General features: G+C 70.8%; 18 protein-coding genes and 1 pseudogene. 16 read left to right on the forward strand and 3 right to left on the reverse strand.

Annotated elements, in window-relative coordinates:
* Positions 1-7: 7 nt before the first annotated feature.
* On the reverse strand, positions 8-304 hold the full coding sequence (locus ALLO2_RS11210; RefSeq protein WP_035731821.1) for a DUF6343 family protein: 297 nt from the start codon (positions 302-304) through the stop codon (positions 8-10).
* Between the two features lie 132 nt (positions 305-436).
* Positions 437-1210 carry an enoyl-CoA hydratase-related protein gene (locus ALLO2_RS11215; RefSeq protein ID WP_035731823.1) on the reverse strand — a complete coding sequence of 258 codons (774 nt, stop codon included), beginning with the start codon at positions 1208-1210 and terminating at the stop codon, positions 437-439.
* A 998-nt stretch (positions 1211-2208) separates the two neighbouring features.
* Here ALLO2_RS11215 and ALLO2_RS11220 point away from each other — a divergent pair.
* The 15 genes from ALLO2_RS11220 (at position 2209) to ALLO2_RS11290 (ending at position 16364) form a co-directional block, all read left to right on the forward strand.
* Positions 2209-5232, forward strand: a complete 3024-nt coding sequence (locus ALLO2_RS11220) for a nitrate- and nitrite sensing domain-containing protein (protein WP_035731826.1) — start codon at positions 2209-2211, stop codon at positions 5230-5232.
* On the forward strand, positions 5232-5651 hold the full coding sequence (locus ALLO2_RS11225) for a roadblock/LC7 domain-containing protein (protein ID WP_011437246.1): 420 nt from the start codon (positions 5232-5234) through the stop codon (positions 5649-5651). The genes ALLO2_RS11220 and ALLO2_RS11225 overlap by 1 nt, the downstream gene beginning before the upstream one ends.
* Before the next feature lie 108 nt (positions 5652-5759).
* Positions 5760-6131, forward strand: a complete 372-nt coding sequence (locus ALLO2_RS11230) for a DUF742 domain-containing protein (protein ID WP_011437245.1) — start codon at positions 5760-5762, stop codon at positions 6129-6131.
* Positions 6112-6732, forward strand: coding sequence for an ATP/GTP-binding protein (locus tag ALLO2_RS11235; protein ID WP_035731828.1), 621 nt, complete (start codon positions 6112-6114; stop codon positions 6730-6732). The genes ALLO2_RS11230 and ALLO2_RS11235 overlap by 20 nt, the downstream gene beginning before the upstream one ends.
* Positions 6733-6833: 101 nt before the next feature.
* Positions 6834-7829 (forward strand): LuxR C-terminal-related transcriptional regulator, encoded by a 996-nt coding sequence (locus ALLO2_RS11240; RefSeq protein WP_023840772.1) that lies wholly within the window; start codon positions 6834-6836, stop codon positions 7827-7829.
* Positions 7830-8532: 703 nt separating this feature from the next.
* Positions 8533-8841 carry a TcmI family type II polyketide cyclase gene (locus ALLO2_RS27185; RefSeq protein WP_049761097.1) on the forward strand — a complete coding sequence of 103 codons (309 nt, stop codon included), beginning with the start codon at positions 8533-8535 and terminating at the stop codon, positions 8839-8841.
* A gap of 180 nt (positions 8842-9021) precedes the next feature.
* Entirely contained in the window at positions 9022-9279 is a 258-nt protein-coding gene (locus ALLO2_RS11250) for an acyl carrier protein (protein ID WP_011437241.1), read from the forward strand.
* A 51-nt stretch (positions 9280-9330) separates the two neighbouring features.
* Positions 9331-9819, forward strand: coding sequence for an SRPBCC family protein (locus tag ALLO2_RS11255; protein ID WP_011437240.1), 489 nt, complete (start codon positions 9331-9333; stop codon positions 9817-9819).
* 59 nt (positions 9820-9878) lie between these two features.
* Positions 9879-10304 carry a cupin domain-containing protein gene (locus ALLO2_RS11260; protein ID WP_082456678.1) on the forward strand — a complete coding sequence of 142 codons (426 nt, stop codon included), beginning with the start codon at positions 9879-9881 and terminating at the stop codon, positions 10302-10304.
* Positions 10301-11602, forward strand: a complete 1302-nt coding sequence (locus tag ALLO2_RS11265; RefSeq protein ID WP_035731836.1) for a beta-ketoacyl synthase — start codon at positions 10301-10303, stop codon at positions 11600-11602. Before ALLO2_RS11260 ends, ALLO2_RS11265 begins: the two co-directional genes overlap by 4 nt.
* Positions 11599-12900, forward strand: a complete 1302-nt coding sequence (locus ALLO2_RS11270; RefSeq protein WP_035731839.1) for a beta-ketoacyl synthase N-terminal-like domain-containing protein — start codon at positions 11599-11601, stop codon at positions 12898-12900. The genes ALLO2_RS11265 and ALLO2_RS11270 overlap by 4 nt, the downstream gene beginning before the upstream one ends.
* 154 nt (positions 12901-13054) lie before the next feature.
* Positions 13055-13792 carry an SDR family NAD(P)-dependent oxidoreductase gene (locus tag ALLO2_RS11275; RefSeq protein WP_035731842.1) on the forward strand — a complete coding sequence of 246 codons (738 nt, stop codon included), beginning with the start codon at positions 13055-13057 and terminating at the stop codon, positions 13790-13792.
* Positions 13792-14133, forward strand: coding sequence for an antibiotic biosynthesis monooxygenase (locus ALLO2_RS11280; RefSeq protein WP_011437235.1), 342 nt, complete (start codon positions 13792-13794; stop codon positions 14131-14133). Before ALLO2_RS11275 ends, ALLO2_RS11280 begins: the two co-directional genes overlap by 1 nt.
* A gap of 29 nt (positions 14134-14162) precedes the next feature.
* Positions 14163-14480, forward strand: a complete 318-nt coding sequence (locus ALLO2_RS11285; RefSeq protein WP_051623809.1) for an antibiotic biosynthesis monooxygenase — start codon at positions 14163-14165, stop codon at positions 14478-14480.
* 606 nt (positions 14481-15086) lie between these two features.
* Positions 15087-16364, forward strand: coding sequence for a hypothetical protein (locus tag ALLO2_RS11290; protein WP_035731844.1), 1278 nt, complete (start codon positions 15087-15089; stop codon positions 16362-16364).
* A gap of 1 nt (position 16365) precedes the next feature.
* Here the strand turns inward: ALLO2_RS11290 and ALLO2_RS11295 are convergent, their stop codons facing one another.
* A complete protein-coding gene (locus ALLO2_RS11295; protein ID WP_035731846.1) occupies positions 16366-20937 on the reverse strand; it encodes an AAA domain-containing protein in 4572 nt (1523 codons plus the stop codon).
* 384 nt (positions 20938-21321) lie between these two features.
* On the opposite strand from ALLO2_RS11295, the pseudogene ALLO2_RS27190 reads away from it, so the two are divergent.
* Positions 21322-21650: pseudogene (locus ALLO2_RS27190) on the forward strand (hypothetical protein); the annotation flags it as partial.

Below are 21650 nucleotides of genomic sequence, written 5' to 3' on the forward strand. Positions count from 1 at the left end.
GTGGGGATCATTCGGTCTGGCGCCGGATCCGTTGCTGGATGACGACCAGATCGACGATGGCGACGAGGGCGAGAAAGGCGAGGAAGGCGGCGCCGGCTGTCTGCCCCCGGACGGCGAAGAAACCGGCGAAGACCCCGCAGAACACCAGGCCGAACGCAGCGAGGACGCGGCGTAGCCCGAATGCGCTGTGAGCCGGGGGGAACCCCCCCGGACCGGAGGAGCCGCAGGAGAAGGCGCGGCGCCACCAAGGCCGGTGCCCGAGGGCACTACCCCGGTCGCGTTGGTGCGGCAGGGAATGGGTCACAGACACCGGTATGCCCCGCCCGGACGGGGCGAACCGGTCGCCCTCGTCGCCGTTGCGGGGATGGTCCTCCCGGATCGCACGGACGGCATCGAGCGGGCGGACACCGACGTCGGTCAGCCCTCGGGTGGTCGGTCAACCCTCGGCTGCCGACGTGCCGTGGCGGCCCGGCAGCCTGGCGGTCATCGCGGATCTCGCCTCGTCGCTGACGAGGCGCTCGGTGAAGATCGAGCTTTCGACGTCGATGCGCGCCAACACCTCCGGTGTCCCGCCGTCGTGCAGCAGGGCGCGAGCTGCCGCGAGCGCCTGCGGCGGCTGGGCCAGCAGCGCCGCCACCCGGTCGTCGACCCGGGCGCGTAGCGCTTCGGCGTCGGGAAGTACCTCGGTCACCACCCCCAGTCGGGCGGCCTCGGCCGCTCCGAGGGACTCGCCGAAGTAGACGAGGCGGGCAGCGATGGCTGGTCCGACCCGGCGGGGNAGCAGGAGGGNCGACCCGAACTCGGGGATCACCCCCAGGTTGACGAACGGCATCCCGAGAGTGCTGCGCTCGGTCGCGTAGACCAGGTCGCAGTGCAGCAGCAGCGTGGTCCCGATGCCCATCGCGGGCCCGTCGACCTCGGCGACGAGAAGTTTCGTGCTGCGGGCCAGCGTCCGGATGAAGGTCAGCGTCGGACCCTCCGCCCGGAGGGCGTCGGCGGCCAGAAAGTCGACCAGATCGTTGCCGGCGGTGAAGGATCCGCCGCTGCCGGTCAGCCGGATGACCCGGATCTCCGGGTCGGTCTCGGCCTTGTCGAACGCCTCCGCGAGGGCGAGGTACATCGCCTGGGTGAGGGCGTTGCGTTTCTCCGGGCGGTTGATCCGTACCGTCAGCGCGCCCTGGCCGGGTTCGCTCTCGATCTGGCTGCTCATCCGTGTCTCCTCACCGGTCCGTCGGGTTCCCTGGCCCGGCCGTGCTCCCGACCCGGCCGTGCCCGGGGGCGTCAACCGTGCCCGGGGGCGTCAACCGTGCTCAGGGGCACAGTGCCACCGGCTGGCCTCGGGTGAAAGTAGTTGTGCCACCTCCGCCGCTTCCGTGACCTCCGCCGCTTCCGCCAGCCGGGGCCTCGCTCGGCGATTAGCGCAGCAGTTCAGCAGTTCAGCAGCAGCTCATTGGACGGGAGTTGATGGGGAGGTCTGTCGTGGAGTTGTTGTGGAGTGATTGAAGCTTCGGCGGACCGGGTAGGGCCTGATCGGCAATCGTCGACGCCTGATCGGCAATCGTCGACGGGGGTGACTGCTGGGGCGGGGTGACCCAGTTCCCGTCGCCAGGTGTCTGCAATGTCTACAACGTCTGCAATGTCCACAATGGAACCACTCTTCATGATCTGGCAAGAGGTGGGAGCTGCGGCCCGGGCGGGGGTCGGGTGGGCTGCGAGGGTGTGATCTGTGTGGCCTCGGATCGTGCGATGTGCTTCCAGCAACATGCCAACATGTGATGTGTTTGCGTTGTCGAGCGCGGTGCGACCGGTTGATCGGAGCCTTCGTGGCCGCGGAGGATCTGCGCCGGTTGGCGTCGACTGCTGCCCGTCAGTGCTAGTTCATGCGCATCGTCGTTGTTTGGTCCGGGCTGCGCTCATGTAATTCGGGGCGGGTTCTGGTTGCGCGTTGCGCGCCCGCGAATGTTCGTCACCCGGTGCTACCTCGCCATCCTTTTGCGTTGAAGGCGGGTGCCCCCAGTCGGGCTAGTTCTTCACCCGCTACAGTTGTCCGCGCCCCCGGAACATTCACCCGATGTCCGGACCGCCTACTCCAATGCGCTGGCCCGGTGTTGTCGTCTGTGGTCTTCCGGTGACATGTCCCGATGGAACTCGACTACTCACCCCCGCACACGAGGCACTCGACTCCCGGGTGCCGGACGAGAGGACCGGATGCTCCAGAATTGGCCCATCCGCTCGAAGCTAGTGGTGATTCTCGTCGTCCCCCTGGCTGCGCTCGCGGTACTGAGCGCGATACAGGTGCGGGGGAACGTCGACAACGTGCGGGTCGCCAACCGCATCAAGGCACTCGCCGACTTCTCGATCAAAAGCAACGAGCTGGTCCAGGCCCTGCAGGTCGAGCGGTACGCCACGAACTCCTATGTCGGTTCCAACTACATGGCCGTCGCTCAGGAGCAGGCGGCGCTCGCCGCCCGCGGCCCGGTGGACAAGGCCCTGGCCGTCTATCGGGCCGGTGAGGCGGCGCTGCCCGCGGCGGGTCGTGACACCCTGGCGACCACGCTCGCGTCGATCTCGGAACGCCTCGGCAAGCTCTCTGCGCAGCGCAAGGCGATCGACGCGCACCAGGCGCAGGTGGACCAGAACATTGCTTTCTACTCGGGTGCCGTGGACGATCTCCTCGCCCTCAACGCCCAGGTGGCGGCCGGAAGCCGCAACACCTCGCTGGTCAACGGTGCCACCACACTGGTGAGTATCGCGCAGGCCAAGGAACAGGTCGCCCACCAGCGCGGCGCCGTCGTCCGCGTGATCCTCCTCCAGCAGACGGATGCGGCCACGCTGCGGGAGATCCAGACCAGGAGCGGGGCGGAGGACGCCTGGCTGGCCCAGTTCCGCACCACGGCCACGGCGGACGAGCAGGAGTTCTACAACGTGACGGTCGGCCGGACGATCTCGGCCGCCGCGACATTGCGTGACGGCACGGTCAACGCCGTGCAGAACGGCCAGCCGCTGACCGTTACCCCGCAGATCTGGCTGGAGGCCTCCGACGCGAAGATCAATGCGATGCGGCAGGTCGAACGCCGGATCGCGGCCGACCTCGCAACGACCAGCGCGAAGATCGCCAGTTCGGCCACCCGCGACGCGCTCCTCAGCGGTATCGGCGTGGCGCTGGTGCTCGTGGTGTCGGTGGTGATTTCTCTCCTGGTGGCGAGCCCGATGATCCGGGACCTACGCCGACTGCGCCGCGGCGCCCTCGAAGTCGCGAACGAGCGGCTGCCCGGGGTCGTCGACCGTCTGCACCGCGGGTCGCCGGTGGACGTGGCCGAGGAGGAATTCCCGGTCGAGGTCCGGAGCAAGGACGAGATCGGTCAGCTCGCCGAGGCGTTTGGCACCGTGCACGCGGTGGCCGTGCGGACCGCGGTGGAGCAGGCCGCGATGCGCAAGAGCATCGGGGACACGTTCCTCANCCTCGCCCGCCGCAGCCAGGCACTCATTCACCGCCAGCTCAAGGTGATCGACGCCCTGGAGCGCAAGGAGACCGACCCGGACGAGCTGGAGGAGCTCTTCCGTCTCGACCACCTCGCCACCCGCATGCGCCGGCACGCCGAGGACCTCATCGTGCTGTCCGGCTCCAAGCCGGCCCGTGGTTGGCGCCGGCCCGTCCCGGTCAAGGACGTCGTCCGTGGCGCCGTCGCCGAGGTGGAGGACTACACCCGGGTGCAGGTGATGTCGATCGACGGAGGGGCCATCAGCGGTCACGCCGTCGGTGACGTCATCCACATGCTCGCCGAGCTGATCGAGAACGCCACCTCCTTCTCTCCGCCCCACACGCCGGTGCATGTCTCCGGGCACGAGGTGTCGAACGGCTTCGTGATCGAGATCGAGGACCGCGGGCTGGGCATGAGTCCGGAGGAGTTCGACGCCGTGAACGAGCGGCTGGCCAACCCGCCTCCCTTCGACCTGTCGACCAGCGAGCGTCTCGGCCTGTTCGTCGTCGGTCGGCTCGCCGAGCGGCATTCCATCTCGGTGAAGCTGCGGTCCTCGCCGTACGGCGGCACGATGGCGATCGTCCTGGTGCCGACCACGCTGCTGCGGCAGGTCGACACCGACGGGGAGGCCCGGCCGGAGCCCGCGCAGANCNCCCCGCCGCTCCCCATGACGCGGGTTCCGGCTCTCGACGGCCCGGCCATCGACGAGGACCGGTTCCGTGGGTCGCTGGTGGACGCGGACGGCAACCTCGCCGGTCCCCCCGCGCGCTCCGAGGACGCGGCCGCGGCTGCGCACGGTCAGGACGAGACGCTCATCGACGATCTGCCGGTCTTCGCCACGGTGCGATCGAGCTGGTTCGTCGCCGACCGCCCGCGGCACCGTTCCAACGGCAGGCCTTCGGACGCTCCGCCGCGTCCCTCGACCCCGCGCTCCGNCCCGGACGGNGGGTCGGGCGGGAAGCCCGGCTCCCGCGACTTCGGTGNCCCCCCGCCGCTGCCGTCGCGCCGTTCGCGTGGCGGCCGCAGGGCCGTGGGGGACCAGCCCCACCCCGCCGTCCCGGACCATCCCCAGACGCCCGGGTCGGACGACCCCGGCGGTCCGCCGGCCCGTCCGGGACAGGACACATCTTTCCGGGATGAACCCTTCCGGGAGGAGCCCTTCCGGGATGGCCCCTTCCAGGACGGACGGGACGTCCCCGGTCCGGGTGGCCACGACGGTGCGCCCGGCTCCGAGTATGGCGGCGACGGCGGACCCGGCAGCCGTGTCACCTCGCTGTTCGGTGACAGCCCCATGGCCAGGGAGCGGTCGCGCGGTGGTGAGCCCGGCTCCGCCGACCCGCGGGAGGCCACCCGAACCGATCCGTTCACCTCACCGCTGGGCCGGCCGGTGGGACGCTCCGAGGGATTCCAGCGCGAGGACNCCCCCGCCATGGGCCAGACGGTCGTCCCCCTCGGACGCCCGGCGCCTTCGGCCCGTTCGGACGAGCCCGCTGACCCGGCCGGGCCCGGCGCGGACGGCCAGCTGCCCGTCGATTTCACCGAGGTGGGCCTGCCCAAGCGCACCCGGCGGGCCAGTCTCGCGCCACAGCTTCGTCGGGACACTCCCGAGGAGCGTTCCGGAATACTCGCCGCGCAACGGAGCCCGGAAGAGATCCGCAACATGATGTCGTCCTTCCAGAACAACTTTGGTCGTGGTCTGGCGGACGGCCAGGTTTCGAACGACGGTGACGATGTAGGAAAGGTGACCTGATGCGTCCGCTGGGGCCGTCCGAGAACATGAGCTGGTTGCTCAACAACCTCGTCAAGAAGGTGCCCGAAGTCACCTATGTGATTGCGCTTTCCTCTGACGGGTTGTTGCTCGCCACCTCGTACGGGATGGACCGGGCGACCGCCGACCAACTGGCCGCGGTGGCCTCCGGATTCAACAGCCTGGCGCGCGGCGCGGGTCGTTTCTTCGGGGGTGGAAACGTCCGGCAGACCATTGTCGAGATGGACGAGGGATTCCTGTTCGTCACCGCGGTCGGGGATGGATCGTGCCTGGCCATTCTCAGCAGCCCCGGCGCGGACATCGGTCTCATCGCCTACGAGATGGCGCTGCTGGTGACCCGGGTCGGCGAGTTTCTCACCCCGGAACTCCGGGCTCAGATGCAGTCCGCGCTGCCACTCTGACATCGGCCCGGCGATCGGGTGGGGGTCCGATCGGTTGGTGGGTCAGCCGGTCACCCCCTGCCATCACCGACCGGATGACAGCAGAATTCTCAAGGCAGGAGGACCGGTATGTCGCGCGATGATGAATGGTTCGACGAAGAGGCTGGTCCGGTCGTCCGCCCCTACGCTGTCACCGGGGGCCGGACACGGCCGACGAACCAGACGTTGGAGCTGGTCGCGTTGGTGACCACCACGCCCAACGGCCGGCTGATGATGCGGACGCTGGAGCATGAGCAGCGCGCCATCGCGCTGCTCTGCCAACGCGTGCAGTCGATCGTGGAGATCTCCGCTCGGCTGAATCTTCCGGTCGGGGTCGCGCGGGTCCTCGTCGGCGACATGCTCGACGCCGGCCTGGTGACCGTGACCCGACCGGCCCGACCCTCCGACCGCCCTTCCATTGCCCTCATCGAAAAGGTGCTCGATGGACTACAGGCCCTCTAGAACGGGGTCGCCGGAAACGGCGCCGCCGCATCCGGTAAAAATCATCATCGCCGGCGGGTTCGGAGTCGGAAAGACGACGTTCGTCGGTTCGGTGAGCGAGATTCAGCCCCTCACCACGGAGGCCGCGATGACGGCCGCAAGCATAGGGATCGACGACACCAGCGCGGTCGGTTCGAAGACGACAACCACGGTCGCGATGGACTTCGGTCGGATCACGCTTCTCGACAGCATTATTCTCTACCTTTTCGGCACCCCGGGCCAGGACCGGTTCTGGTTCATGTGGGATGAGCTCGTCCTCGGCGCGATCGGCGCGGTGGTCCTGGTGGACACGCGGCGGCTGGCCGACTCCTTTCCGGCCATCGACTACTTCGAGGAGCGCGACATCCCGTTCCTCATCGCGCTGAACCGGTTCGACGGTGCGCGGGAGTANCGGGTGGAGGACGTCCGGGCGGCGTTGGACCTCGATCCGCGCCGTCCGGTGGTGTTCTGCGACGCCCGGCAGCGGGAGTCGGTCCGGCAGTCCCTGGTGTCGCTGGTCCGCCACGCCCTCGACGTGGTGTCCGCGGAGTCCCGGCCGGGCCTGCCCCAGCGGTCGGGGTGAGCGGCCGCGTCGGTCCGGTGGGCACGGCTGGTCCGGTGGGCACGGCTGGTCCGGTCGGCGTCCGTCGGCCACGTCCCGATCCTGCTCCGAGGAAGGGGAAGGTGCTCGATCTTTTCGGTATCGATGAGGTCACCCTGGCCGCCTATCGGCTGTGGCTGTGCCACGAGGTCCTGAGCGTGCCCGAGGTGGCGGAGATGCTCGGCGAGCCGCTGGTCGCCGCGGGGCGGGCGCGTGATCGTCTGGTCGAGCTGGGTCTGCTGCTGCCCTCGCGCGAACGGGCCGGTCACTACGTCGCGGTGCATCCCGAAGCCGGGCTCGACCACCTGCTCCAGGCGCAGCACGAGCAGCTGATCCGTCGCCATGAGCGGCTGCTCCTGGCCCGGGCGCAGATCAGCTCCTTCGTCTCGGACTACCTGGAGAGCCGTCCCGGCGGGGACACCGCCGAGGTAAGGCGGATAGACAGTGCCGACCAGGCCCGTGCGGAGCTGCTCGCGATCGTCGGGCGAGCCGAGCGGGAGGTGCTCGCGCTGCATACCCGGCGCGAGTGGTCCTCGACCCTGACTCGCGAGGTGATGCCGGTCGAACTGCGTGCGTTGCGGCGTGGTGTGGTGATGCGCAGCGTCCTGCCCCGGTCGGTGCGCCTGGACGAGCTCGGCGCCGGTTATGTGCGGACCGTGGCGGCGCATGGCCTGGACGCCCGGATGATCGACGATCCCCGGCTGGACGCCACCGCGGTCGACGGGCGGATCGGCCTGGTCCGACTGGGCCGGGGGTTCGCGACCGGCCAGACCCTGCTCGTGCGCACCCCGGAGCTGACCGCCCTGCTGCTCACCCTGTTCGAACAGGTCTGGGAGGCCGCCGAACCGCTGAGCGGCGAGGCGATGGCCGCTCCCGGGGACGGTGACGACGCGCCGAACGACACCGAACGGCTGCTGCTGCGTCTGCTCAGCCTCGGCATGAAGGACGAGGCGGCCGCGCGCCATCTGGGCGTCTCCGTCCGCACCGTGCGCCGCATGATCGCCGATCTGATGGCACGGTTGAACGCCCGTAGCCGATTCCAGGCGGGTAGCCTCGCCGCGCAACGCGGCTGGTTCTGAGCGGCTGGTTCTGAGTAGCCGGCTCTGGATGTAGCCGGCTCTGGATGTAGCCGGCTCTGGATGTAGCCGGCTCTGGATGTAGCCGGCTCTGGATGTAGCCGGCTCTGGGTAGCACCATACCCGACCAGGCCGAGGCCGAGCGCGGACGACGTGGTTCCCACGAGATCGAGATCCCGGTTCTCCTCCGGTGGCGTGTCGACCACCCCCGGGCACCGGGAAGCCCGCTCGCGATGGTTGTAGCCGCGTTGTGCTCTCCGTGTGCACTGGTTGGCATTTGACTGCCAGGGCAACTTGCTGCCAGGGGAAATCCAGGACAGCCGCGCCGCGTGGCCCCATGCTCTCGATGAGTCAAAGAAGCCGACTGCTTTAGAAAGGCTGGCTGCTTCAGAAGGGCTGTCGGGTGGGAAGCGGTGGTCGCGCACCGGTCACTCCCGGCCGGCTCCATGCTCGTCGGCGGATTCCCCTGCCACCTGTAACGCGTCGCAAGGTGCCGGGGCCGGTCCGTCATGGCCGGTCCGCCTGACTGCCCATGCACACGGTACCCGTGCTTGCCATGCACACGGTACCCGTGCTTGCCTGGGGTCAAACACGCGCTTCCCAAGAACATGTCGAGGAGATTCTTGTGCCCTCAGTCACCGGTCCCTCAGTCACCGGTCCGCAGAACCCCGCCACGCCGTCCGGAGGTCAGTCACACCGGACTCTCATCGTGGCCAGGATGAACCCTGCCGACGCTCCCGCCATCGCGGCGACCTTCGCCGAGTCCGATGCCGGAGAACTACCCGGAATCGTGGGTGTGACCAGGCGTGACCTGTTTCACTTCCATGGCCTTTACTTTCATCTTATCGAGGCTCCGACTAACGTCAGGAACACCGTCGAGAACGTCCATGAGCATCCGCTGTTCGTCGACGTGAGCAAAAAGCTCGGGAAATACGTCTCCGCCTACGACCCGGAGACCTGGCGCACCCCCGGGGACGCGATGGCACAGAGTTTCTACTCGTGGACGGCCGGCTGAGCCCCCGGTGCGCCACCGGGCTCCTGATACACGGCCGGGCTCCTGTACACCGCCAGAGCACCGGGCCCGCCGGCTGTGGCCGCGACCGGTCATCAGCGACCGCGTCCTAGATCCCGCCCACCGGTACGCCCAGTTTTTCATGTGAACCCCGAAACCCGAAAATGAAAAAGGGAGTACGACATGCCCCGGCAATGGTCGGCCGATGCCCTGCTCGACTTCCTGGTCGAGCAGGCCGGTCTGCCCTCGGACGAGCGGCCGACGGACCTGGATGTGACCTTCATCGACATCGGCCTCGACTCGCTCGCCTACCTCCAGCTCTCGGCGGAGGTGGCCGGGACCTTCGGGGTGGACCTCCCGGCCGAGCTGCCGGAGAGCTGGACCCTCGCCGAGATCCTGGCCACGGTGAACACGGCTCTCGGCCAGCGCGAGACGGTCTGAATCCGCCGTTAGTTCCCACGCCCCATACCTTCCAGGCCGACCGGAGCCGACGTGAGCGGGCACACTGACAACTCGATTTTCATCGATGCCGACATTGAAACCGTCTGGACCATCACCAACGATCTGAAGTCCTGGCCTGACCTCTTTACCGAATACGCCTCGGTAGAGATTCTTGAGCACCATGAGAACACCTTCAAGTTTCGCCTGACCATGCATCCCGACGAGAACGGGACGGCGTGGAGTTGGGTGTCCGAGCGGACGCTCGACCCGGCCACCCGGCAGGTGCGCGCGTACCGCGTCGAGACCGGTCCGTTCGAGTACATGCACATCCACTGGAGCTACACGCCGGAGGGCACCGGCACCCGCATGCGCTGGGTGCAGGACTTCCATATGCGCCCGTCGGCGCCGGTGAACGACGAGCAGATGACCAACCGCATCAACGCCAACACCGCCCGCGAGATGTCGGTGATCCGGGAGAAGGTCGAGCGGGCCGCCGCCGAGCTGCCCCCGGTCTCCATCGCGCTGCCGGAACAAGTCTGAGGAGAACGAGACCGGTGACTTCCGTGACAGCGATTCCGAAGGTTCTCTGCATTCACGACATGACCCCAAACCGTCGGCGCGGCGGTGACGTCCGCACGCTGCTTTCACCGGCGACCGTGGGCTCGACCTCGGGCTTTTTCGGCACCTTGACCCTCCAGCCGGGTGAGGTGGTGACCGAACACCTGCATCCCTACTCGGAGGAGTTCCTCTACTGCGTGCGCGGCATTGTGACCGCCCGACTGGACGGTCAGTACCAGGACCTGCCGGCCGACCACGGGGTGTGCATCCCGATCGGGATGCGCCACCGCGTCGTCAACACCGGTGAGGAGACCGCCTTCCTCGTCTTTCACCTCAGCCCGCTGGCACCCCGGCCCGACCTCGGTCATGTCGACACCGAGGTACCGCTCGACCCGGATGCCCCGCACGTCCCGGTCGCCCCGTCGGCGCCCACCGTCGACTCCCTGCCCCACGGGTCCGGACAGTGAGCGGACCAAGACGGACGGCGGTCACCGGGATCGGGGTGGTCGCCCCCGGTGGGGTCAACCGCAAGGAGTTCTGGACCCTGCTAACCGACGGCCGTACCGCGACGCGGCGACTGTCGTTCTTCGACCCGACCCAGTTCCGTTCCCAGGTGGCCGCCGAGTGCGACTTCGACCCGGCGGCGGCCGGCCTGACCGCCCGGGAGATCGCGCGTAACGACCGGTTCGCGCAGTTCGCCTTGGCCGCGGCGTTGGAGGCGGTGGAGGACAGCGGCCTGGACCTGCGGGGCGGCGGGGACGGTTCCGGGGACGGCGGGGACGGTTCCGGGGACGGCCCGATCGTTGGCGTCAGCATCGGCAGCGCGGTGGGCGCGACCACCCGCCTGGAGAACGAGTACGTCGAGGTCTCCGACAGCGGGCGGGACTGGGAGGTTGATCCCCGGTACGCCAGCTCGTTCCTCTACCACGCGATGGTGCCGAGCTGCCTGGCCACCGAACTGGCCTGCCGGTTCGGCGCGCACGGCCCAGCCTTCGTGGTCTCCACCGGCTNCACCTCGGGCATCGACGCGGTCGGCTACGGCCATCAGCTCATCGTCGACGGCGAGGCCGACATCGTCATCGCCGGTGCCTCCGACGCGCCGATCTCCCCGATCTCGATGGCGTCCTTCGACGCGATCCGCGCGACGACAGCCCGCAACGACGACCCCGAACACGCCTCCCGTCCCTTCGACGCCAGCCGGGACGGCTTCGTGATGGGGGAGGGCTGCGCCGTACTCATCCTGGAGGAGCTCACCGCCGCCCGGTCGCGCGGTGCGCACATCTACTGCGAGGTGGGTGGGTACGCCTCGCGCTCGAACGCGTTCCACATGACCGGACTGCGCCCCGACGGGGTCGAGATGGCCGAGGCGATCCGGGTCGCGATGGACGCGGCGCGGGTCGGGGCCGACGACATCGACTACATCAACGCGCACGGATCGGGCACCAAGCAGAACGATCGGCACGAGACGGCCGCCTTCAAGCGTTCGCTGGGACAGCGGGCGTATGACATCCCGGTCAGCTCGATCAAGTCGATGATCGGGCACTCGCTGGGCGCGATCGGGTCGATCGAGATCGCCGCCTGCGCCCTGGCGATCGAGAACGACGTCATCCCCCCCACCGCCAACTGGACCACCCGCGACCCCGAGTGCGATCTCGACTACGTCCCGAACATCGCCCGGGACCACACTGTCGACGTGGCCCTGTCGGTCGGCAGCGGTTTCGGTGGCTTCCAGTCGGCGATCGTCCTCGCCGCCCCGACGCGATGAACGCCGCCGTGGAGGCCTCCGTCGCGACGGCCGCGGGACCCGCGTACCGGGACGGTTCGCCGCAGGCCCCGGTCCGGCCGGTCGTCACCGGTCTCGGCGTCCTCGCGCCCAGCGGCATCGGGACGGAGGAGTACTGGGCATCAACTCTGCGCGGCGAGCTGAAGATCGCGCCGATCAGCCGGTTCGACACCACCTGGTACGACGCCACCCTTGCCGGCGAGGTCGCCGGTTTCGCGGTCGAGGATTACGTCGACAAGCGGTACATCGTCCAGACCGATCGGTGGACCTGGTTCGGGATGGCCGCGTCGCGCCTCGCCATGACCGATGCGCGCTACGACCCCGCCGCGCACGATCCGTATGCGACCTCGGTGGTGTTCGGCAGCGGGTCGGGCGGTGTCGACATCGGGCAGCGCGAGCTGGGACGGCTGTGGACCCGGGGCCGCACCGCGGTGAGCGTCTATCAGTCGATCGCCTGGTTCTACGCGGCGACGACCGGGCAGACCTCGATCCGGTATGGTCTGAAGGGGCCGTCGGGGGTCCTGGTCAGTGACGGTGCCGGCGGAATCGACAGCCTGGCCCAGGCCCGGCGGATTATCCGCCGCGGCACGCCGACGGTGCTCGCCGGGGGGGCCGAGGCGAGCCTGACGCCTTATGCGATTGCCGGCCATCTGTCCGGTGGCCGGGTCAGCACCGCGACCGTCGCGGCGGACGGCTACAAGCCGTTCGACGTTCGGGCGAACGGTTACCTGCCCGGTGAGGGTGGCGCGACGCTCGTGCTCGAGGATCCGGCCGCCGCCGCCGCCCGGGGAGCCCCGCACGTCTACGGCGAGATCGCCGGCTACGCCGCGACGCACGACGCCGCCCACCACGAACGCCCCGCCCCGGACGCGCGCTGGCTCGCCACCGCGATGCGCCGGGCCCTGCGCGACGCCAGCCTCACCCCGGACGACGTCGATGTCGTCTTCGCGGACGGCGCTGGTTCACCGGACCTCGACGCCCAGGAGGCGGCGGCGATCCGCACGGTCTTCGGGGCCCGGACGGTCCCGGTGACGGCGCCGCAGGGCTTCGTCGGCCGGCTCCTCGCCGGCGGCTCGGCGTTGACGGTAGCCGCGGCGTTGCTGTCCATCCGGGACGGGGTCATCCCGGCGGTGGGCAACCTCGACACCCCCGATCCGGCCCATGGGCTCGACCTCGTGCGCACGCCCCGGCGTGTACCCGTGCGGGTGGCGCTGGTGAACGCCCGCGGCTACGGCGGTTTNAACANCAGCCTCGTGGTTCGCGCCGTCGGTCCTTGCTGAGGAGGACGTACCCACCCGTATCGCCTGCCCGTATCGCCTGCCCCCGCTCACCAGCCGAACCTCACCAGCCGAACCTCACCAGCCGAACCTCACCAGCCGAACCTCACCAGCCGAACCTCACCAGCCGACACCTTGACACAGGAGACAGTCAGCGATGTTCCCAGACCTGGCCGGGCGACGCGCCCTGGTTACCGGCGGTACCCGCGGCATCGGACGGGCCGTGGTGCTCGGCCTCGCCCGAGCCGGAGCGACGGTCGTTGCCGGCCACCAGCGCCAGACCGAGGAGGCCGAGAGCCTGCGCCGCGAGCTCAAGGACACCGGCGGCGACCATCTGCTCGTCCAGGCCGACGTCGCCGATCCGGGCCAGATCACCGAGCTCGTCGAGGCCACCGGCACCCACCTGGGCGGCCTCGACATCGTCGTGAACAACGTCGGCACGATCAGCCACATCCCCTACGCGCAGCTGCCCCTGGACGAGTGGACGCAGGTGCTGACCNCCANCCTCACCGCCACTCACCTCGTCACGCAGGGCGCGTTGTCGTTGCTGGGGGACTCCGGTTCGGTGATCAATATCGGATCCGGCTCCGGGGTGGTCGGTCTGCCGCTGCGGGCCCACTACACCGCGGCGAAGACCGGCCTGATCGGACTGACCCGCTCGCNGTCCAAGGAGCTCGGTGTCCGCGGCATCCGGGTGAACCTGGTCTCCCCGGGAGTCATCGAGACCCACCATGCCGAGGGCATCGACCCGGCCGTCAAGGCGGCCTACACCAACCGCATCCCGCTGGGACGCATCGGGACGGCCGAGGAGGTCGCCGCGGTCGTCCTGTTCCTGGCCAGCGACGTGTCGTCCTACGTCAACGGCGCCACCTTTGCCGTGGACGGAGGCATCTGATGACCTCGACCCCGCCTTTTCGGATCATGCTGACAATGCGGATCCACCCCGGTCGGGAGGCCGAGTTCGAGCAGACCTGGCTGCGGATCGGCGACGCGGTCACCTCGCACCCGGCGAACCTCGGGCAGTGGCTGATCCGCTCGGAGGAGGAGCCGAGCACGTACTACATCGTCAGTGACTGGGTTGACGAGGAGCAGTTTCGCGAGTTCGAGCACAGCGAGCGTCACCTGGTGCACCGCAAGGCGCTGCACCCGCTGCGCGCCAGTGCCTCGATGGTCACCGGTACCGTCGTCGCCCAGTTGGCCGGCGCGGCCTCCCTGACCGTTCCGGCGGGAAGCTGACCGTGGCCGGTCCGGCGAAGGTTCGGGTCATGCTGTGGGCGGTCGACCCGCCCGACGATCCCGGCGCGGTGGAGCGGGCTTACCACGAGATCAGCTCCAAGCTGGTCGGCACGCCTGGCCTGCTCGGTAACACGCTGCACCGGTCGGCGGCGGACCCGTCCCGGTTCGCGGTGGTCAGCGTCTGGGCGAGTATGGCCGAGTTCAACGTGTGGGAACAGGGGGCGGACCACCGCGGGACGACCTCACCGCTGCGTCCCCTGCAGGATCCGCAGCGCCCTCCAATGATCGACATCGAGGTCGCCGCGTACGGCCCGGACGGGCCCTTCGGCGACGATCCCCCGGACTGATCAGCGGGTCCTCCGGCTCCGCTACCCGGGGACAGGTAGCCGGGCTCCAGTGGCCGGGGACCGATCGCCGCCGCGGCTGTGCCGGGGGCAGCCCCACCGCCCGAACGGGCGGTGGGGCTGACGCACGTGGAGCACGAAGAACGTCTTCCGGATGATCTACGGATATCATGGTGGGCGTGGACGAGTCATCCCGCCGGCCCATCCACCATCCAGTCTCTCGACGCCAAGACGATCATCCTATCNGAGCGTCGCTACGATCGTTTGACCCCGCCCTCTTTGACAGGGCGGGGTCGTTTCGCGACGACACCCTCTAGTTCGGCGGCGCCGGCTGCCAAGATCTCCTGGATCGCCCCCACCGGCTCCTCCGACGGGCTCAGGTCTCTCCGGCCGGTCAGGCCTGCCAGCATGGCCCGCTGTTCGAAGCGGGGCGGCCCGGTCGTCTGGTGTCCTCTTCGCCCGCTTCGACCAGGTGTCCGATGATGCCGCTGAGTGCCGGTTCTGCGCCGAGGTGTAGAAATGCGCGGTCTGCCCAGGACAGTCCCGGGGCGTACTCCTCGGCCGTGAAGGCGGTGGCGCGGGTGCCCCGGGCTCGGAATCGGGGGGGTTATGCCGGACTCATCCGCTCTTGATGTCCTGATCGGGCTCGCGTTGCTCTTTGCCGCGTTCAGCCTCGCAGTCTCCCGGATCAACGAGGCCGTGCTCGCTCTGTTCCGCTACCGGGGGCGCCAGCTGGAGGCCGAGCTGCGACGGCTGCTCGGCGGTGACCGGCCCGCCGAACCGTCCGATCCGGGGGCGGACCCGCCCGCGGATCGGACGGACCTCGTCGCCGAACTGTTAGACGGGCCGCTTCGGGCCATGCGTGCCACTGGCCGCGACACCTCCCTGCCGGCCATGGACGACCATCCGCCGGTTTCCGGTACCTGGGCCTCGGTGCGCCGCGCGCACACACTGCGGTTGCCGTCCTACCTGCCGTCCACCGCCTTCGCTCGGGCGCTGCTGGACCGGGTCGACCCGCCCGCCCGGGCCCTGCTGTCCCAGCTCCGCCCGGACACCCTGCCTGACCACGTCCCCGACGAGGCCAGGGCCGCGTACCGGCGGGCCTACGACGGTGCCCGGCATGCCCTCGGGGNGAGGNCCGCCCAGGCCCTGTACGACGCGATGCCTGTGGATCACCCCACCGGGCGGGTCGTGGCCGCCGCGCTCGTCGCCGCCACCAGGGCCGGAGCCGTGGGAACGATGGAGGACGGGCTCGCCGCGATGCCCCCCTCCCCGGCGAAGACCGCGATGACCACAGCGATAGTCCAGGCCGGCGGGGACCGCGAGAAGGTCGTCATCGAGCTGGCCCGGTGGTACGACGACGCGATGGATCGCCTGTCCGGGTGGTACAAGCGGCGCATCGCCGTCTTCCTGCTCGGCTACGCGGTCCTGCTGTCCGTCCTGTTCAACCTCGACGCGATCGGGCTCGCACGGGCGTTCTGGCAGGACGGCACCGTGCGGCAGGCGGCCGTGACCGCGGCCCAGGCCGAGGTGGGCTCATCCGGCGAGGCGGCCGGGAGCTCCGCCGGGAGTTTCGCNGGGGANCCCGCCTCCGGCACCCGCCTCACCTCCGACCAGCCCATGGTGGGGGACGCCACGGAACAGGTGATCAAGACGGTGCGCGAGGCCTCGGGGCTCGCCTTCCCGATCGGCTGGGTCCACAACTCCGCGGGCCGCGACGACCCACGGGAGGTTCCCGACTCCGTCGAGGGGTGGCTCCTGAAAATCGCCGGCATCGCGATCGCCTGCTTCGCGCTCACCGCCGGCGCCCCCTTCTGGTTCGACCTGCTCGGCAGACTGGTGAACATGCGCGCCACCGGCCCCAAACCCCGGGCCGCCAACGGATAGATCAGGGCCCTTCCGTCGGCGAGCCGGCTGGTGCTGGCACCGGCACCGGCACCGGCACCGGGTGGATGCCGAGCTGGTCGAGACGTCGCACCAGCGCCTCCAGGGTCGGCCGAGGATGCCGGTAGAACTCCGAGCCGCGGATCCGGAAGAACGTCCAGCCNAGCCGTTCCAGGATCCGCTGGCGGCGCAGATCCGCCTCCCACTGGTCGGGCCCGTGGAAACGGTCACCGTCGCATTCGACCGCGAGGCGGGGGCCGCGGCGCCCCACACCCCCGGCGGTGGCTCCTTCGGTGACGGCTTGCTCGGCGGTGGCTCGCGTGGTGGCGACCCCTTCGACGACCAGGTCGATCCGGTAGCGCCCGACCGGATGCTGGGGGCGCACCCGGTAGCCGCGGGCGAGGAGCTCGCGCAGGACGGCCCGTTCGAACTCGCTCTCGCAGCGATTGGCCAGATCCGCGTCGAGCCGTCCGGTCTGCCCGGCGTACATGTACTCGATCAGCTGGCGCCGCACATCGTCGTCGCGCAGCGTGGCCGGGTCGACGCTGTGGAACACCCACATCTGGTTGCGGGCGCGGCTCGCGGCCACGTTGACTCGTTGCTGGTCGCGGCGGCGGGTGGCGGCCGAGCGGTTGTCGTCCGCGACGACGGAGATGAAGATGACGTCCCGTTCGTCGCCCTGGAACTGGTACGGGTCGCCGACCCGCAGGTCGCGGCGGGAGAACTCGCGCTCCCCGAGCCGTTCGACTAGGGTGTGTTCGATGAGGCGGGGCTGGCCGGCGCCGAGCAGGGNGACCACGCCCATGCTCATCCCGTCGTAGGCCGGGTCGGCGCAGCAGGCGAGGACCCGCTCGACGAGGGCCTGCGCCTCCGCTGGGTTCGCGTCGCCGAAGCGGGTCTGCGACCGGGCGCCCCGGGGGACCCGGACGGGTCGCAGCGGCGCGCCGAGGGCGAGCTCCGGATCCTCCCGCAACGGCAGGATCTGCTGGTCGTAGAAGCGGTTGGAGAAGCCGATGATGTCGGGCAGGCAGCGGAAGTGCTCCTTGAGCACGATGGTGCGCGGGAAGACCCGGGCCGCGGTGTCGTAGAGACTCGCCTCCACGTCGAGCAGCGAACGCTGGGCGACGTCGGGCAGGTGCGCGTCGATCAGGGCATGAACCTTGGCCCGTTCGATGCCGANGGCCTCCGGACTCGTCTGGGCGTCGTCGCCGACGACGACAGCCTTGCGGGCCAGGCTCAGCACGCCGAGGGCCAGCAGGTCGCACTGGCTGGACTCGTCCACGATGACCACGTCGAACAGGTCGTCGGCGCCCGGGTCGAAGCTCTCCATCACCCGGTGCGTCGGCATGATCCACACCGGCACGGCGCCCATCGCCGCCCGCATGTGGGCCCGGGCCTCGGCGCGCCACCGCGGGGCGTACTTCCCGGTGCCCTTCCCGATCCGGTCGAGTGCCTGTACCCAGCCGGTCAGCGCCCGGCGCTGGGAGTCGCCGAGCCGGATCGCCAGGCCCAGCCGGGCGGAGCGACGCGCAGTCTCCAGCACCAGGGCGCGCACGTGCCGCGAGGCGTCGGCGAGCTGACGGCCGAGCGTGGTGAGGTCGCCGTCGGAGTGCAGGTCNTCGAGCCAGGTCTGGGCCTGGCGCCAGCGCCACGCCTCGCTGGCCCGCACCGCCTCGCCGCAGCTCGACGGGTCACCCTGTCCGGTGAGGATGGCGTCGGTCCACAGCGGCGCGACCGCGCGCAGCCGGGCCGCCAGCCGGTCCCGGCGTTCCACGCCGGGGCGCAGCGCCGCCAGCCGGGCGCTCTCGTCGAGCAGCGCCGTCCATGTCGCCAGGTCCCGCCTGGTCAGCGCCTCGTGCAGGTCGGCCCACACCCGGCCGGCCCGCGGGCTACGGCCTCCCTCGGCGAGCGCCCGTTCTACCTCGGCGAGCGCGCCGGCGATCTCCTTCTCGCGCCGTCGGCCGGTCGCCGTGGCAAGCAGGCCGGCGAGGTGGGAAAGCGTGTCCGGGTCGGAAGGCGTCGTCGTGACGGGATGGCCGGTGGGATGGCCGGCGGGATGGCCGGCGGGGAAGACAGCGCGCAGCCGGGCGGACAGCTCCGGTGCCGCCCGGCGTTCCCAGTCGACGGCGTCGGCGAGGCCGCCGGCGACCGCGTCGAGCCGGGTGAGGACGTCGGGTGCCGCGGGCTCGATGGCCTCACCGCCGAGGGCGGCGGCGATCGCGGCCTGACGGGCGGCGGCGGCTGCCAGCGTCTGACGGCGGCGCACCTCTGCCTCGACGATTGCCACGTCCTCCCCCGTGCGCGCGGCCAGCCCATCGACGCGCACCGCGTCGTGCAGGTCCCGCAGCTCCCGTCCGCCGAGGCGGGGGATCCCCCGGCCGGCGGCGAAGCGGCCCCGCAGGTCGGCGAGCAGCCTCAGCTGGACCCGCGGGTCACCGGCGGGCAGCTCGATGGAACGGCCGAAGGNGAGGGNGGTCAGACGGCGCAGCTCGGCGACCTCGGCGGCGAGGGCCGTGGCCTGGTCGGCCCAGAACCTGGCCTGCTCACCCGACGCCGCGCACTGCGCCCGGGCGGTGGTGAGCCAGCCGACCGACAGCCGGCGCAGCCGGTCGGCGGCGGCCCGGGTGTCCTCGACCAGGGCACGGACGCCGTCGGCACCGTCGGCACCGTCGACGTCGAGCGCGTCGAGCGCGTCGACGGACAGGCCGGCCTGTTCGAGGTCGGCGAGCCCGGCGCGGATCTCGTCGAGTTCGTCGTGCAGCCGGCCGAGGGCGACCGCGCCCGGCAGCGACGCGCCGTCCGGCAGGTCGCCCGGCAGATTGCCCGCGGCGGCCCGGGCGTCGGCGGGGGTGATCTCGCGCGCGGTCCGGTAGAGCTCGGCGAGCTCGGCCGGGCCGAGCGGAAGCGCGCGGGTGGGGTCGAGCCGGTCGGGAACGAACCCGAGCTCCTCCGCGCGCTCGGCCAGCCAGCTCGCCACCTCCGGCGCGCGTTCCCGCCCGTGCGGCAGCTCGAACTCCCGCGCCTCGCCGGCCAGCAGGTCGATCATCCGCAGTTCGAGGGCGCAGGCGGTGGCGCGGGCGGCGTCCAGCTCCTCGGCGAGGGCCTTCACGGCCGCGGTCTCCCGCGCCGGGTCGACCTCGCTGACCGCCCCGGAGATCTCCACGATGGCGGCGCGCAGTTCGTCGAGGTCGGCCCGGCTCGACCCGAGCACGGCGACGGTCAGGTCGCGCAGCTCCCGCGGGATCTTGTCGCGCAGCACCGCGAGGGCCTGTTCGTCCTGCGCGGTGACGAGCACCCGCTGCCCATGCGCCACGAGGTGGCAGATCATGTTCGCGATGGTGTGGCTCTTACCGGTGCCGGGCGGCCCTTGCACGGTGACTCCGCGGGCGCCCGCGAGCTGCCGGGCGATCCGCTCCTGGTCGGCGTTCGTCGGCAGCGGCATCAGCAGGCGTTCACCGAGCCCCGCGGGGGAGCCGTCGTGACCGCGCCGGCCACGGCCTCGATCGGCGTGGGCACCCTCGGGGAGGGTGCCGTCGGCCCGATCGTCCCCGCCGAGCGCGGCGGCGACGAGCCTGTCGTCGGCGACCACGGCGGCGATGGCCTCGGGGAGCAGGTCCCGTTCGGCGAGGGCGGTCCGCAGCTCCGCGTAGAACTGCGCCTGCAGGGCCGGCCGCGGCCGCACGTACACCGCCCAGGTGTCGACCAGGACGGGGCTCGGCCCCGGCGGGGGCACCGGACCGGTGGTCGCGCGGGCGTCCAGCCCGAGCGGCGCGAGGATCTGGCGGTGCAGCTCGGCCTGGGCCGGGGCGTCCCACGGATCGGCCGGCGCCGTCCGCAGCCGGTCGCGCAGGGCCGACATCTCGTCCAGACCGNGGAGGCCGAGGCCGTGCAGGGGCTCGGTCTCCAGGCTCACCGGACCGTCGGGATGCAGCCGGATGACCCCGGAGTCCGGATCGACCGTCAGCACCATGCGGGTGACGAGCAGCGGATGGATGATCGTCGCGTCGCCGACCCGCCAGCACAGCACCGAGTGCCCCCAGGCCAGCTCCACGGTCGCGGCCTCGCGCTGCAGCCGCAGGCGCAGGTCGAACAGGCGCTGGTAGAGGGCGCGCGCGTCGCGGGCGGCGCGTGCCTCGGGCGCCCACGGCCGCCACACCTGACGCACCCAGGCGTCGAGCAGTGCGACGGCGCCCGGCGGAGCGTCCCGCTCCTCGCCCGGGACACCGGGAGGCTCGCGCTCCCCGGTCTGCTCGACGGCCTCCGCGTCCAGGAGATGGGCGGGGATGGTGGGTGGGGCGTCCGGGCTCACCACCGTCCCGGCCAGGTAGCGGTCGAGCGGGGGTGGCCAGCTCGGCGCGGCCGGCTGGGGTACCCGGGCGACCTCCAGCCAGCTCTCCCGCTGCGTTGTCGGGCCGAGCCGGACCCCCGGATGGGACGGGACGTCAGCCGGAAGGAGCGGAGCGGGGACGTACTCGGCGAGCTGGCGACGGGGGGCACCGCGCCGTTCGGCGGCGAGCGCGGCCAGGTAGTCCAGGAGCCGAAGCGACCGGCCACGGACCTGATCACGAGCGGACATCGGGCTCCTCGGCTGGCGGGCTGGGTCAGGGCGCGGCGGCGCGACGCCACCTGCCGCCCGCGCCTTCGCCTGATCGACCTTACGACCTGTCTCCGACACAATCGCCGGCTTCCGGCCTGTCCCGCTCGGACCGCCGCTCGGACCGCCGCCCGGACCGCCGCCCGGGGACGCGCGGCGCGGTTCCGTCCGTGGCCGCACCTACGCCGGACGAGGCGGCCGACGCCTGATCCACTACCGGGGACGCACGTGGGGTGGTGAACTGTCGGCGTGTCGATCCTGTCGTCTCCTGGACACGCATAGTGACCATCGGTACCGTCCGACGTCGTCTGGTCCGACGTCGTCCGGTCGGGCTGCGCCAAGTCGGGCTGCTGGGGGAGAACCACCATGGGATTGCGTTCCGGCGGTGCCGCCGTGCTCACGAGCATGCTGCTTGTGCTGGCCGCGGTTCCGGTCGCGGCTTCGCGCCCCGCGGACGGCCCGTCGCGTTCCGTGGCGGAAAGCTCGCGTTCCATCGACGAGGCGCCGGACCAGGTCTCGCTCCGTGCTGGTGATGGGGACCACGGCCGTGGTGGTGATGGAGACCCCGGAGCGTCCGCCGGCACGGGTGCGCCTCGGCCCCCCGCCCCGGACAGGACCGGGACGGGGGGCCGCGGGAACTCGCTTTCCTATACCGGTGGGCAGATCAGCGTCCTTGCCGTACTGGCGGTGCTGTT

The organism is Frankia sp. Allo2, assembly GCF_000733325.1.
Lineage (GTDB): Bacteria > Actinomycetota > Actinomycetes > Frankiales > Frankiaceae > Frankia > Frankia casuarinae.

Coding starts and splice junctions, on each gene's coding strand:
- ALLO2_RS11280 (WP_011437235.1), top strand. CDS start 13,792: ATGACCTCGACCCCGCCTTTTCGGATCATGCTGACAATGCGGATCCAC.
- ALLO2_RS11250 (WP_011437241.1), top strand. CDS start 9,022: ATGCCCCGGCAATGGTCGGCCGATGCCCTGCTCGACTTCCTGGTCGAG.
- ALLO2_RS11230 (WP_011437245.1), top strand. CDS start 5,760: ATGTCGCGCGATGATGAATGGTTCGACGAAGAGGCTGGTCCGGTCGTC.
- ALLO2_RS11285 (WP_051623809.1), top strand. CDS start 14,163: ATGCTGTGGGCGGTCGACCCGCCCGACGATCCCGGCGCGGTGGAGCGG.
- ALLO2_RS11225 (WP_011437246.1), top strand. CDS start 5,232: ATGCGTCCGCTGGGGCCGTCCGAGAACATGAGCTGGTTGCTCAACAAC.
- ALLO2_RS11260 (WP_082456678.1), top strand. CDS start 9,879: ATGACCCCAAACCGTCGGCGCGGCGGTGACGTCCGCACGCTGCTTTCA.